This is a genomic window from Salinisphaera sp. C84B14 (genome assembly GCF_040361435.1).
GTDB lineage: Bacteria > Pseudomonadota > Gammaproteobacteria > Nevskiales > Salinisphaeraceae > Salinisphaera.
On record NZ_APNL01000006.1, the window covers coordinates 1 to 14665 of the forward strand.

Genomic DNA, 14665 nt, shown 5'->3' on the forward strand with positions numbered 1-14665 from the left:
TTTTTTTGGGTGCTGGCTGGGGAGAGGTCTTGGTTCGACCCCCTCGGTTCGACGAGCGAGCACCGCTCGCGAGAACCGGGGCGCGCAGCGCCACGGGCCCGGAAGGTGTGAGCGAGCATGAGCGCACGAATAATCCGTCGGTTGACAGGCTGCCAGATTGAACGGAGCCGAGCTGATATAGCGCAAGTCCGTACGCAAATAACGCCGTTGGCGGGCGGCCCATGGCACGTTTGTTGCGCCACTGAGGATGTAGATCTTCCATGAGGCACGGACATGCGTGTGTTGCTCGTAGATCGTCATTCCGCCCGGTTGGCGGCGCTTCGGGCCGTGATCGAGCAGGCCGGGTTCGAGGTCGTCGATGTGCTCGACGAGGACGTGGACCTGTATGGCGCCGTCGATCGACTTGCGCCGGATGCCATCGTGGTGGGTGCCGACTCGCCGTCGCGCGACGTGCTCGAAGACCTGGCGATCCTCGGGGAGCGCTATCCCAAACCCTTGTTGATGTTGTCTTCGAAAGACGACCGCCAGCTGATGGCCCAGGCCTCCGAGGCCGGCATCAGCGCCTACGTGATGGAAGGGCTCTCCCCCGCGCTGGTGCGTTCGCTCGTGGATGTGGCGATGCGCCAGTACCAGCAGATGGAGTCGCTCAAGCGCGAACTCGCCGAAACGCGGGAAACGCTGGCCGATCGACAGGCGATCAATCGGGCCAAGTGCCTGCTCATGGAACGCAGTGCGATCAGCGAAAAACAGGCGTACACGCGGCTTCGCAAGACGGCGATGGATCGCGGCCTGCCGCTGCCGGAAATCGCGCGTCAGCTCATGGTTCTTGCGGCCAATGAATAGCGACCTGCACGAATTAAGTGCAATGCTGCACTGCAGCGACGCAGCAATGGCGTCGAGCGCGCGCCCGCGCTGCCGTGTGGAGAGTCGATCGCGCGTAAGTGCATGTTTGGCCGAAAGATTCATCGTTGGATGGAGGGCTGGCACGGTTCTGGCTAAACAATAACCGAGTGCGATCAACTCGCCGATCGTGACGGCCACAGGCCGACGGCGGGGCGGCGCACGACACAACCCGATCAGGACAACGAAGTCCGGCAACGCCCTGGGTGAATCGCACCGGTGGGCGGCCGGGCTTTTTTTGTGGACGAAACCGGCGGTGGCAACACAGGAAGCGATGCGATGACGACCTGGCACGAAGCAACGTTTGGACGCAGGCCCCATGCGGTCGACCCGGCCGTGGAGCGGCCGCGGCTGAAACTGGGGTTCATCGCCCTCAACGACTGTGCGCCGCTGGTCATGGCACGCGCGGCCGGTTTTTTCGCGGCCGAAGGGCTGGATGTGACGCTTTCGCGCGAATCTTCCTGGGCGTCGATTCGCGACAAGGTCGCGCTCGGGCTGCTCGACGGCGCCCAGATGCTGGCCGGCATGCCGATTGCGTCCACCCTGGGCGTGGGCGCGGCACCACATGCCATGGTCACGGCGGTATCGCTGGGCCTCAATGGCAACGCCATCACCGTATCCAAAGCGCTCTACGAGCGTATGGTCGAACTCGACCCCCAGGCGGCGGCCGCGCGCCCCTGCAGCGCCCAGGCGCTACGCAAGGTCATCCAAGCCGATCGCGAAGCCGGCCTTGCGCCGCTGACCTTCGGCATGGTGCATCCGACCTCGGCCCACAACTATCAGCTGCGCTACTGGCTCGCCGCAGCCGGTATCGACCCCGATCGCGATGTGCGGCTGGTGGTCGTGCCGCCGGCACGCATGGTGGCCAACCTGGAGGCAGGGCGCCTGGCAGGTTATTGCGTGGGCGAGCCGTGGAACCAGATGGCGGTGCGCGCCGGTCTGGGCCGGGCACTGATCACCGGCTACGAAATCTGGAATAACGCCCCCGAGAAAGTGCTGGGCGTGACCCGCGAATGGGCCGAGGCTTATCCGCGCACTCACCGGGCGCTGGTACGGGCGATCGTTCGTACCGCGGCCTGGCTCGATAGCCAGGAAAACCGTGAGCTCGCGGCCGATACGGTTGCCGCGCCCGACTACGTGAATGCGCCCGCCGAGGTTATCCGCCGCACGTTATCCGGGCGCTTTTGCTACCAGCCCGGTGCGGCCCCGCGGCCGGCGCCTTACTTCAACGTCTTTCATCGTCATGCGGCCACCTTCGCCTGGCGCTCGCATGCGATGTGGTTCATCGCCCAGATGCTGCGTTGGGGCCAGATCGGCGAGGCGATCGATATCGCCGCGACCGCCGACCATGTTTATCGCCCGGATATCTATCGCGCCGCGGTCGAGCCGCTCGGCGTGGCCTGTCCGGGCGCCGATCACAAGACCGAGGGCGTCCACGACGGACCGTGGTCGCTGGCGGCGGTCGACGGTCGATCGATCGCCATGGCGGCCGATCGTTTCCTCGACGGCGCGATCTTCGACCCGAGCAACGTCATGGCTTATTTCACGCCGGATCGCGCACGGCTCGGCCCGACGCTCTATCGCCGCCTCGAAACGGTCAACGCCACGCTGGATGCGCCGGTTGTGGGCGCCGGCCGCGGCGTTCTCGCGTGCTAGGGCGTGTCGTCATGAGATATGACGTCGCATTGCCCGCGCCGGGTGATGCAACGGCTCGATTCATTGACTTTGGTTACCGAATTTATCTGCAGGAGCGCCTGAACCATGGAACTTGCCAATAAAGCGACCCGCATTCGCCTGTTCGATTTCAAATCGGTACAGATGCGTGCCTTCCACATGAGCTGGCTGGCCTTTCATCTGTGCTTTTTCGGCTGGTTCGGCATCGCGCCGCTCATGGCCGTGGTGCGGGAGGATTTGAGCCTCGACAAGTCGCAGGTCGGCTCGACCATCATCGCCTCGGTTGCGATCACCGTGCTGGTGCGCCTGCTCATCGGCCCGCTATGCGACAAGTTCGGCCCGCGCAAGACCTACTCGTCCCTGCTCATTCTCGGCTCGATACCGGTGATGTGTATCGGTTTTGCCAACAGCTTCGAGACCTTTCTGCTTGCGCGCCTGTGTATCGGTGCCATCGGCGCGGCGTTCGTGATCACCCAGTACCACACGTCGGTGATGTTCGCGCCCAATATCGTGGGCACGGCAAATGCCACCACGGCCGGCTGGGGCAATCTCGGCGGCGGCACCACCCAGATCGTCATGCCGCTGATCTTTGCGGCCATCGTTTCGCTGGGCATCAGCGAGACGCTGGGCTGGCGCCTGGCCATGGTCGTGCCGGGCATCATTCTGTTCTTGCTGGGCATCGCCTACTGGAAGTTCACCCAGGACGCCCCGGATGGCAACTATGCCGATCTGCGGGCTGCCGGCAAGATTCCCGAGGCCAAGAACGAAAACAGCGGCTGGTCGAGCTTTCGCAATGCCGCCAAGGACTATCGTGTCTGGGCCTTGTTCGTGGTCTATGCCGGCTGCTTTGGCGTTGAGCTGACCATCAACAACGTCGCCGCGATCTATTTCTTCGACAACTTCGAGGTCGATCTCAAGACCGCCGGGCTGATCGCCGGCCTGTTCGGTCTGATGAATATCTTCGCGCGCACCATGGGTGGTTTCTTTTCCGATCTGTCGGCCCGCTACATGGGCCTGAACGGGCGGGTGAGGTTTCTTTTCGCGGCCATGTTCATCGAAGGCATTGCCCTGATCGCGTTTTCGCAGATGGAAGTGCTGCCTGCCGCCATCGCGACCATGATCGTGTTCAGCCTGTTCGTGCAGATGTCGGAAGGCGCGACCTTCGGCCTTGTGCCGTTCATGAACAAGAAAGCGCTGGGCGGGGTGAACGGCATCGTCGGGGCGGGCGGTAACGCCGGCGCGGTGCTGGCCGGTTTTCTGTTCAAGAGCGAATCGCTGTCTTACGGGCAGGGGTTGCTGATTCTTGGCTGTGCCGTGTTGGTGTGTTCGTTCTTCGCGTTTTTCGTGCGTTTCTCGGCCGAGGTGCTGGCCGAAGAAAAAGCCGCCTTCGATACCGCCTCGGCCGGCGATGACCCGATCAAGGCCCGTGGCAGCGATTCGCCGGAACCGGCGTAGGAGCAGTTTCGTGAGCGACAATACGACTCAGCCCAAACTCGATCTGGTGGTCATCGGCAACGGCATGGCCGGCGTGCGCGTGATCGAGGAGCTGCTGGAAGCCGCGCCGGAGCGCTACAACATCACCGTGTTCGGTGCCGAGCCGCATCCGAGTTATAACCGCATCATGCTCTCGCCGGTGCTGGCCGGGGACAAGGATTTTGCCGAAATCGAAACCCACGACCGCAGCTGGTATGTCGACAACGACATCGTGCTGCATACGGGTGAGGCGGTTACGGCTATTGATCGGCGCCGGCGCATGGTCATTTCCGAATCGGGACGCGAAACCGGCTACGACCGGCTGCTGCTGGCTACGGGTTCCACGCCGTTCATGCTGCCGGTGCCGGGCCATACGCTCGACGGCGTGATCAGCTTCCGTGCTATCGGCGACGTCGAGCGCATGGTCGAAGCCAGCAAGAACGGCGGCAAGGCGGTAGTCATCGGCGGTGGCCTGCTCGGCCTGGAAGCGGCCTATGGCCTGCACAAGCGGGGCATGGACGTAACCATCGTGCATCTGATGGAAACGCTCATGGAGCGCCAGCTCGACCCGATCGCCGCCGATCTGCTGCAGCATTCCCTGGCCCAGCGCGGGCTGTCGTTTCGTATGGGCGCGAAGACCGCGGCCATCCTCGGCGATGACGAAGACCGGGTGATCGGCCTGCGTTTCGACGACGCCGACGACTCCGAGATCAAGGCCGATCTCGTGGTCATGGCAGTGGGCATCCGGCCCAACGTGGAACTGGCCGACAAGGCCGGCCTGCACTGTGAAAAGGGCGTGGTCGTCAACGACACCATGCAAACCTATGATCCGCGCATTTATGCCGTGGGCGAATGCGTCGAACATCGCCACGCCGTGTATGGCCTGGTGGCGCCGTTGTGGGACCAGGCCGAGGTCTGTGCCAATCATCTGGCCCATCGGGGCCATACCCATTATGAAGGCTCGGTCACCGCGACCCAGCTCAAGGTCACCGGCATCGACGTTTATTCGGCCGGCGATTTTTCCGACGGTGAGGGGAGCGAAGCGCTGGTGTTCTCGGACGTCCGCCGGGGTGTGTACAAGCGCGTCGTGCTGCGCGAGGACCGCATCGTGGGCGTGGTGCTCTATGGCGATACCCGCGACGGCGGCTGGTATTTCAAGCTCATGCGCGAAGGCGTGGACATATCCAACGTTCGCGATCTGCTGCTGTTCGGCCAGGCCTATATGCCCCCTGAGCTTGCAAACGAGGCGGAGGCGGCGTGATGGAAACGACGACCACTCGCACGACCTGTCCCTACTGCGGCGTCGGCTGCGGCGTGAACGCCGTGCTCGAGAACGACGCCGTGCGCGTGGCCGGCGACGAGAGGCATCCTTCCAATCAGGGCCGGCTGTGCTCCAAGGGCACGGCCCTGGCCGATACCGTAGGCCTGAGTGATCGGCTGCTGTATCCCATGGTGGACGGCCGCCGGGCCAGCTGGGACGAGGCGTTGGACGAGGTTGCCTCACGCTTTGGCGAGATCATCGCCGAGCACGGCCCCGAGGCGGTGGCGTTCTATGTATCCGGTCAGCTGCTGACCGAGGACTACTACGTCGCCAACAAGCTGATGAAGGGCTATATCGGCTCGGCGAATATCGATACCAACTCGCGCCTGTGCATGTCGTCGGCGGTGGCCGGTCACAAGCGGGCCTTCGGCGAGGACGTGGTGCCGGGCTGCTACGAGGATCTGGAGCTCGCCGATCTGGTAGTGCTGGTCGGCTCGAACACGGCCTGGTGTCATCCGGTGGTTTATCAGCGCATCGTCGCGGCACAGGAAAACGATGCGAACAAGAAACTCGTCGTGATAGACCCGCGCCGTACGGCCACCGCCGAAGGCGCCGATCTGCATCTGCCGCTGGCGCCGGGTACGGACGTGCATCTGTTCAACGGCCTGCTGGCCTATCTGGCCGAGCACGGTGTGACCAGCGATCTACCCGGCACGCAGGACGCCGTCGCCGAGGCGCGCAAGATCGGCGATATCGACGCCGTGGCCGAGGCCTGCGGCCTGGCTCGTGACGCCGTCGCCGCCTTTTTCGAGCTGTTCGCCAATACCGAGCGCACGGTGACGGTGTTTTCCCAGGGGGTGAATCAATCCTCGGCGGGCACCGACAAGGTCAACGCCATTCTCAATTGCCATCTGCTGACCGACCGTATCGGCAAGCCGGGTGCCTGCCCGTTCTCTATCACCGGCCAGCCCAATGCCATGGGTGGGCGTGAGGTGGGCGGACTGTCGAGCACCCTGGCCGCGCACATGGGCTTCGATGCGGCAGAGCGGGTGCAGCGTTTCTGGAATTCGCCGGCGATCGCGAGCGAGCCGGGGCTCAAGGCCGTCGAGCTGTTCGAGGCGATCGAGCGCGGCGAGATCAAGGCGGTCTGGATCATGGCGACCAACCCGCTGGTGAGCCTGCCGCATGCCGATCGCGCCCGGCGCGCGCTCGAAGCCTGCGAATTCGTGGCCGTGTCGGACTGCATGCGCCATACCGATACGGTCGACCGTGCCCATGTGCTGCTGCCGGCCGCGGCCTGGGCCGAGAAAAGCGGCACGGTGACCAACTCCGAACGCATCATCTCGCGTCAGCGTTCGTTCCTGCCGATGCCCGGCGCTGCGCGCGCCGACTGGGACATCATCTGCGATGTGGCCCGCCGGATGGGCTTTGGTGACGGTTTCGGCTTCGACAGCGCCGCGTCGATATTTCGCGAGCATGCCGCACTCACCGCCTTCGAGAACGACGGCGAGCGTGTGCTCAATCTCGAAGGGCTGGCTGAACTCACCGATCAGGCGTACGACCGACTCGAGCCGCTTCGTTGGCCTGTTCGTGCCGACAAACCGTTGCGTGCGGTCGGGGCCATGCCGACACCGCAAGACAGTCGGCGTCTGTTTGTCGACGGCGTCTACCCGACGAGCGACGGCAGGGCCCATCTGGTGGCGGTCACGCCGCGCGGACCGGCCAACGCGGTGAGTGATCAACACCCGTTGGCACTCAATACCGGGCGGATACGCGATCACTGGCACACGATGACGCGGACCGCCAAGTCTGCGCGTTTGTCGGCCCATATCCCCGAGCCGTTCGTCGAAGTGCATCCGAGCGATGCCGAACGCTACGGAGTGATCGACGGCGCCATCGCGACCGTATCGACCGCGCTGGGCGAAGCGCATGTGCGCGTGATCGTCACCGACGGGCAGCGCGAAGGCACGCTGTTCGTGCCTATGCACTGGAACGATCAGTTTGCTGCCCGTGCACGCGTCGGCGCGCTCGCCAATCCGGCGGTCTGCCCGATTTCCGGCGAGCCGGAGTTCAAGCACACGCCGGCTGCGATCGCGCCCTTCGATGCGGCCTGGCATGGCTTCATCCTCGCCAGCCGACCGTTACGGCTGGCCGGCGAGTCCGATATCGACTACTGGGTGAAGATACCCGGCGAGCGTTTCTATCGCTACGAAATCGCCGGCCTGCAGGCGCCCGAGGACCTGGCGGACAAGGCCCGTCGCTGGATCGGCATCGACCGGCGCACCACCGACTGGCTGGAAGCCGCCGACCCGGCAGCCGGGCGCTATCGCGCCGCGCATATGGACGCCGGCCATATCGATGCCTGTGTATTCGTCGCCCCCGAACCCGCGGCGCTGCCAGAGCGCAGCTGGCTGGCCGGGCTGTTCACCGGCGAAACCGTCGACGAGGCCGAGCGTATCGGTCTGCTGGCCGGCCGCCCGGCCGACCCGGGCGCCGATCCGGGTCCGCAGGTGTGTTCCTGCTTCGGCGTCGGGCGCAACACGATCCTACGTGCGATCGACGAGCAGGGCCTGGACTCGGTGGCGGCCGTGGGCAAGGCACTCGATGCCGGCACCAACTGTGGTTCCTGCAAGCCCGAAATCGCGTCGCTCATCGCCGAGGCCCAGGCAGATGAATAGCACCGACACGCACGCTTGCCGGTTGGCGCAGATGCACGCAGGGCAAGCACAGCCGTTGGGCGCGACAACACCATTCACACAGTGCGGATCGCTTCCGTTTACGACTCAAAGCCGGATCGAGAACCGGAGTTCGATATGACCGACCAAAGTTTTGACGACGAACAGCAGCGCTATCTCAAGGGCGTGACCGCCGGGCTGCATATTGCCCGGGGCGTGCCGGGTATGACCGGGCTGACCGCGGGTAAACGCCTGCGCCCGGATGACTTCCATTCCCAGGCGCGTATTCGTGCGCAGGCGATGGGGGGCGAGCTGACCAGCCAGGAACAGGCCAAGGCCGATCTCAACCCCAACGACATGTGGAACGAGATGGTGTCGCTGGCCAACGCCGGGGAATACCCGAAAGGCGACGACGTGTTCCTCATGAAGGGCCGCGGCATGTTCTATGTCGCGCCCAATCAGGACAGCTATATGTGCCGGCTGCGCATGCCGGGCGGTATTTTCTCGTCGCACCAGTTCCGCGCGGTCGCGGACCTGGCTGAAACCTACGGCGGCGGCTATACCCACGTCACCACCCGCGCCAATCTGCAAATTCGCGAGATCGGCGCCAAGGACCCGATCAACGTGCTCACCGGTCTCGCCGATGTCGGCCTGGTGGTCCAGGGCTCGGGCGGCGACAACATCCGCAACATCACCGGCAGCCCGCTGGCCGGCATCGACCCGGACGAGCTGATCGATGTCACGCCGTACTGCAAGCAGATGCACCACCACATTCTCAACCATCGCGAGCTCTACGGGCTGCCGCGCAAGTTCAATATCGCCTTCGACGGCGGTGGCCGTATCAGCGCGCTCGAGGGCACCAACGACATCGGCTTTTCGGCCGTGCTGCCGAAAGCCGACGGCCCGCTCCCACGCCGGCCCTATTTCCGGATGGGCCTGGGCGGGATCACCGGGCACAAGGATTTCGCCCGCGATACCGGCGTCATGCTCAAGCCCGAGGAATGCGTGGCCGTGGCCCATGCCGTGCTCCACGTGTTTTTGGCCAACGGCGATCGCACCAGCCGCGACAAGGCCCGCCTGAAGTATGTGCTTGATCGCTGGGGCTTTGACAAGTTCATGCGCGAAGTGCAGAAGCAGCTGCCGTTCACGCTGCGGCGCTACCCGCTGTCGCGCTGCGAGGCCCGGCACCCGGTCGAAAAAGCCGGCCATATCGGTATCCACGATCACGGCGACGACAAGCAATATGTCGGCATCGTGCTGCCGGTCGGCAAGCTGACCATTCCCCAGATGCACGGCCTGGCGGATCTCGCCGACCGCTATGCCGATTCCAAGATGCGCACGACGGTCTGGCAGAACCTGGTGCTGGGCAACGTCGACAAGTCCGACATGAACGCGCTGGTCAGCGCTATCGAGAAACTTGGCCTGCACGTCAACGCCAGCCCCGCGCGTACCGGCATGGTGGCCTGTACCGGCAGCTTCGGCTGCAAGTTCGCCAATGCCGAAACCAAGGGCAACGCGCTCAAGCTGGTCGACCATCTCGAAGCCACGCTCGATCTGGACGAGCCGCTCAATATTCATATGACCGGCTGTCCGAACTCCTGTGCCCAGCACTACGTGGGCGATATCGGCCTGCTCGGTGCGCGCGTAGCCGACCCGGAGGCCGACGATCCGGAAGAGGCCGACCAGGTCGACGGTTTTCATGTCTATATCGGCGGCGGCTATGAAAGCGAGGAAGGCATCGCCCGCGAGCTGGCGACCTCGATTCCGGTCGTACACCTGAACGCCTATCTGGAAAACCTGCTGGGGCTGTATCTGGAAGAACGCCACGACGGCGAGCGCTTCGTTGCCTTCGCGCGCCGCCAGGAGATTGATGATCTTCGCAAGCGTTTGGCCGAGCGTTCGGATAAAGCAGCAGCAGCGCAAGCCGAATCCGAGGAAAAAGCCTATTCCGAAGCCGAGGCACAGGCCGACACGCCGGAAGAGGTCAAAACCGAACGCGACGAGGCCGCCACAGACGATTACGACCGCACGCCCAAAGAGGCCGAAGCCGCTCAGGACGGGCAGCGCACGGGCTGAGGTTCTGTCGTTTCGAAACCATTCGTTGGCGAAAAGTCGTTTGAGAAGGACGTAGCAGTCCGAACGAGCACGAGGTAGCACATGCCCACACAAGTTGATTTGATTCCCGAAGACGCACCCTTCGAAGCCGAACAGCGCGAATGGCTCAATGGCCTGATATCGGCGCTGGCTGGCTGGGAAGGCTCGCTCGGCGGCGCCGAGCAGGGCGGCGGCGAGGCCAAGGAATCCTTTCCCTGGCACGACCCGGGCATGGAAATGGAAGAGCGCATGGAGCTGGCGGAAGGCAAGCCCCACGAGCGCCAGCTCATGGCCGCCATGGCCCAGCTCGACTGCGGGCAGTGCGGCTATCTTTGCAAGACCTATGCAGAAGCCATCGCCTTCGAAGGCGAGGATCTGAATCGCTGCGTGCCGGGCGCCAAGGAAACCGAACGCAAGCTCAAGGAGCTGGTGGCCGAACAGGAAGCGGCCAAGGGCGGCGCGGCCGAACAAGAGGACACGCCCAAACCGGAACCCAAGCCGAAGAAAAAAGCGCCGCTGGGCACCCGCGACAACCCTTACATGGCCAAGCTCAAGTCGAGCACGCCGCTCAATGCCGAGGGCTCGAGCAAGGACACCCGCCATGTGGTGATCGACCTCGGGAATTCCGGCGTCGAGTACGAGGCCGGCGACTCCATGGGCATCTATCCCGAGAACGACCCGCGCACGGTGGACGCGATTCTCGCGGATATCGATGCCTCGGGCGGCGAAAAGGTCAAATCCCACGACGGCGAAAACAAGCTGCTGCGACAGGTGCTGCTCAAGGACGTCGATATCACCAAGCCGACCGACGACGCGGTGTCGGTGTTGGCAGAAGCCGCCACCGACGCCGACGAGGCCGAGGATCTGCGCATGCTCGCCGAGCGCGGCGTGGAAGAGGGCCAGACGCTGCTCGAGATCGTACGCGTCTATCCGAGCGCGCGGCCGAAGCTGCAGGATCTGGTCGATGCGCTAGGCCCGCTCCAGCCGCGGCTGTATTCGATTGCCTCGTCGTCGCGCCAGTATCCCAACGAAATTCATACCACCGTCGCCGTGGTGAAAACGGCTGTCTATGGGCGTGGTTACAAGGGTGTGGCATCGACCTTTCTGGCCAAGCGCCTGTCGCGCCACGGCGAAGTACCGATGTATATCCAGCCGAGCCAGGAATTTCGGGTGAACGCCGATGGCGACCACCCGGCCATCATGATCGGCCCCGGCACCGGCATCGCCCCGTTCATGGCGTTTTTGCAGGAACGCGAAGCCCGCGGTGATGCGGGCCGAAACTGGGTGTTCTTCGGCAACCCGGAATCGGCCAAGGACCATATCTACAAGGATCAGCTGGAAAAATGGCGCAGCGAGGGGCTGATCAGCCGGCTGACGCTGGCGTTTTCGCGCGATCAGAAGGAGAAGGTGTACGTTCAGAACCGCATGCGCGAACAGGCACGCGAATTCTGGGCCTGGCTGGAAGCGGGCGCGGTGATTTATATCTGCGGCGATGCCGAGCGCATGGCCAAGGACGTGGACACGGCCCTGCACGATATCGTGATGGAGCAGGGCCAGATGAACGAGGCCCAGGCCAAACGCTATGTGGAGACGTTGGCCTCCGAGCATCGCTATCTACGCGACGTGTACTGAGTTCAGTTATCGAAGCGCGGGTCGTCCCAGACGCTGTGCATGCCGCCCGGCAGCGCGCGCAGCCGGCCAAGGGCGAGCCAGAACTGTTCGGGCGCATGGAAATCGGAGCCAACGGAGCCGGCCAGACCGTGTTGGTCGGCATCGCGTGCGGCGGTGACTTCCTGTTGACGGTCGGTGGTGCCGGTACAGATTTCCAGCCCGTCGCCGCCGGCTGCGGCGAAGGCGGTCACCGCGCGCTGGCGCCATGCGCCCGAGAAGTTATAGCCGAACGGGTGGGCCAGTACCGCAATACCGCCGGCGCCCTGAATCCATTGCACGGCACGGATCAGCGTGGTCCATTCCACGGATACATGGGCGTCGCGGCCGGGGCGTAGATAGCGTTTGAACGCCTGGGCATTATCGCGGCAGATGCCGTCTTCGATCAGCAGTCGGGCGAAATGCGGGCGCGTGATCTGACCGTCGCCGGCCAGCGCCCGGGCGCGACCGAGCGCGTTCGCAACGCCCTGTTTCTCGATCTTGGCGGCGATGCGTTCGGCCCGTTCACGCCGGACCTGTTGAAGGGCGGCCAGACCACCGGCAAGACCGGCGTCGGTTTCGTCGAAGGCCAGGCCCACGACATGCAGCGTGCGTTTTTGCCAGGTCACCGAAATTTCGACGCCGTTTATCAGATGGATACCGTGGGCCTGCGCGGCCACGCGGGCTTCGGCCAGGCCGTCGATGGTGTCGTGGTCGGTTAGCGCCAGAGTTTCGACTCCGGCTTCGGCGGCACGGGCGACGAGTTCGGTCGGTGTCAGGCGACCGTCCGAGCGGGTGGAATGGGAGTGTAGATCGATCACGGGTTGTATGGTCGCATGGACAGCGATGCGAAACCTCAAGCAAGAATTCGCCGCGAGTTGATTGACGATGTGAACGGATAGGGCCGCGCGTCTTTCGGCGCTCACAAGTTCGTCGAACCTTTCGTTTCGCGCTGCAGCGCGACTCCCTTTCGTTTGCTCGTCCAAACGAAAGGAAGCAAAGGAAAAGACGCCCGGGTTACGCGTCGGCGCTGCGCGCCGAACCACTGCGGTGCTCGGTCCGAAGGGATGCGCGCAGAACTCGGATCGCTTTGGCGATCCTCTAACACGCTACGCGCACCGGCGCAGTGCGCCGCACACCCTTCGGTCCTGCGCTTCTCGTTCGCTACACACGGGGCCCGAGTACAGGCAGCTAGCCCGTAGCGCGGCGTCCATACAACCATGTACTTGATGCTGGGGCTGTGGCTGCGTTCTTGTCGGCTTACGCTTCGCTAAGCTGACCTACAGAAGACGTGACCTTGAGCGAGCGATAGCGACGCTTGCCTGTATTAGGGCCCCTTGGGCGCAGCGCCGAGCAGCGCAGCCGGCAAGCGGAAAAGACGGCCGGATGTTTGAGCGCAGCGAGTTTCCGGCCGTCCCGCTTGCCGGCTGCGATGGGAGGGTATCGGCGCGTAGCGCCGACGCAAGACAGGGTGTCCTTTGCTTTGGTTACTTACCTGGACAAGCAAATGGAAGTCACTCGCGCAGCAGCGCGAAACCCCAAGCCGAAATTAACCCGCAACGTCGATTCCGCAAGCGAACGGTTCGGATTTTAAGTCTTCAAGCCTTGACCCATTGCTCGAATTTTTCCCGCGGCGCAGCGAGGAAAACCCATCTCAGCTTGAACTCAGCGTCGATGGGGAACGTGCGGCGAGCATCCCGCTCCGAGACGGTGACTGAAACAAAAAACCCCACGGCACGTTCCCATGCCGCGGGGCAGTCTGTCGGCCGTAATTCACGGCCGATCCTCAGGCGAGTCTACCGACTATCACTTCTGATAATCCTCGGCGTGATCGGCATGCAGCACCCAGTCGGCCGCGCCGAAGCGGTCGCTGGCGGCCATGGCCTGGTGCCAGTACGGGTAGATCAGCTGCGGCCGGCTCACGCGTTCGATCGCTGCATGCTCGTCGGCGCTCAGTTCGAGCTGTGCGCTGGCGAGGTTGTCTTCCAGCTGGTGGGCCTTGCGGGCGCCGATCACCGCCGTGGTAACGCCGGGGCGTTCGGTGATCCAGGCCAGTGCCACCTGGGCAGCGGATACGCCGTGGGCATCGCCGACCTCGACCAGGGTTTCGATCAGGTCGAACAGCCGTTTTTCGTCGTGGATCGGCGGTTCCTGCCAGCCTTCGGAAAAGCGCGTGCCTTCGGGCGCATCCTTGTCGCGGCGATACTTGCCCGAGAGCAGACCGCCTGCCAGCGGGCTCCAGATCATGGTGCCCAGGCCGGCATCGTGGGCCATGGGCATGAGCTCGTATTCGGCTTCACGCGCCTGCGGCGTGTAGTGAATCTGCTGGCTGATCGGCTTGGTAAAGCCCTCGCGTTCGCAAACCTGCATCACCTTCATCGCATGCCAGGCCGAGAAGTTGGAGGTGCCGTAGTAACGGATCTTGCCGTGGCCGACGAGCGTGTCCATGAGCTGCAGCGTCTCTTCCAGCGGCGTGGTGCCGTCCCACATATGCAGCTGGTAGAGATCGATATGCTCGGTATTCAGCCGCTTGAGGCTGGCTTCGACCTGTTCGCGGATATGCAGGCGCGACAGGCCCCCTTCGTTGGGCCCGTCGCCCATGGGAAAACGCACCTTGGTGGTCACGAGTACGTCGTTGCGCTTGTCGCCCAGCGCCTTGCCGAGGATTTCCTCGGAGACGCCGGCCGAATACATATTGGCGGTATCGAAAAGATTGACGCCGTGATCGATGCTCATGTCGATGAGCCGGCGGGCTTCATCGACGCCGGTGTTGCCCAGCTTGGACATGAAGCCTTCGCCGCCGAAGGTCATGGTGCCGAGGGTGAGCTTGGAGATTTTCAGGCCGCTGTTGCCGAGGGTGCGGTACTGCATGGCGGGCTCCGTCTATAGATGTAAGCTGAAGTTTGGTATGACGAGCCGGGTTTCAAACCCGATTTCTGCT

8 protein-coding genes and 1 pseudogene are annotated in these 14665 nt (G+C 63.8%); 7 read left to right on the forward strand and 2 right to left on the reverse strand.

Going from position 1 to position 14665, the window contains the following annotated elements:
- Positions 1 to 273 precede the first annotated feature (273 nt).
- From C84B14_RS06435 to C84B14_RS06465, 7 genes and pseudogenes are all read left to right on the forward strand, one after another.
- Positions 274 to 843, forward strand: coding sequence for an ANTAR domain-containing response regulator (locus C84B14_RS06435; protein WP_348765811.1), 570 nt, complete (start codon positions 274 to 276; stop codon positions 841 to 843).
- A 336-nt stretch (positions 844 to 1179) separates the two neighbouring features.
- Positions 1180 to 2556, forward strand: a complete 1377-nt coding sequence (locus tag C84B14_RS06440) for a CmpA/NrtA family ABC transporter substrate-binding protein (RefSeq protein WP_353222713.1) — start codon at positions 1180 to 1182, stop codon at positions 2554 to 2556.
- A gap of 105 nt (positions 2557 to 2661) precedes the next feature.
- Positions 2662 to 4029 carry an MFS transporter gene (locus tag C84B14_RS06445; protein ID WP_348765813.1) on the forward strand — a complete coding sequence of 456 codons (1368 nt, stop codon included), beginning with the start codon at positions 2662 to 2664 and terminating at the stop codon, positions 4027 to 4029.
- Positions 4030 to 4039: 10 nt separating this feature from the next.
- A pseudogene (locus C84B14_RS06450) lies at positions 4040 to 5272 on the forward strand (NAD(P)/FAD-dependent oxidoreductase); the annotation flags it as partial.
- Between the two features lie 35 nt (positions 5273 to 5307).
- Positions 5308 to 7986, forward strand: coding sequence for a molybdopterin-dependent oxidoreductase (locus C84B14_RS06455; RefSeq protein WP_353222715.1), 2679 nt, complete (start codon positions 5308 to 5310; stop codon positions 7984 to 7986).
- 135 nt (positions 7987 to 8121) lie between these two features.
- Positions 8122 to 10059 (forward strand): NirA family protein, encoded by a 1938-nt coding sequence (locus C84B14_RS06460; protein WP_353222717.1) that lies wholly within the window; start codon positions 8122 to 8124, stop codon positions 10057 to 10059.
- 81 nt (positions 10060 to 10140) lie between these two features.
- Positions 10141 to 11709 carry a sulfite reductase subunit alpha gene (locus C84B14_RS06465; RefSeq protein ID WP_353222719.1) on the forward strand — a complete coding sequence of 523 codons (1569 nt, stop codon included), beginning with the start codon at positions 10141 to 10143 and terminating at the stop codon, positions 11707 to 11709.
- A 2-nt stretch (positions 11710 to 11711) separates the two neighbouring features.
- Here the strand turns inward: C84B14_RS06465 and C84B14_RS06470 are convergent, their stop codons facing one another.
- Positions 11712 to 12545, reverse strand: a complete 834-nt coding sequence (locus C84B14_RS06470) for a PHP domain-containing protein (RefSeq protein WP_353222721.1) — start codon at positions 12543 to 12545, stop codon at positions 11712 to 11714.
- A gap of 985 nt (positions 12546 to 13530) precedes the next feature.
- Positions 13531 to 14595 carry an aldo/keto reductase gene (locus C84B14_RS06475; RefSeq protein ID WP_353222723.1) on the reverse strand — a complete coding sequence of 355 codons (1065 nt, stop codon included), beginning with the start codon at positions 14593 to 14595 and terminating at the stop codon, positions 13531 to 13533.
- Positions 14596 to 14665: the final 70 nt, after the last annotated feature.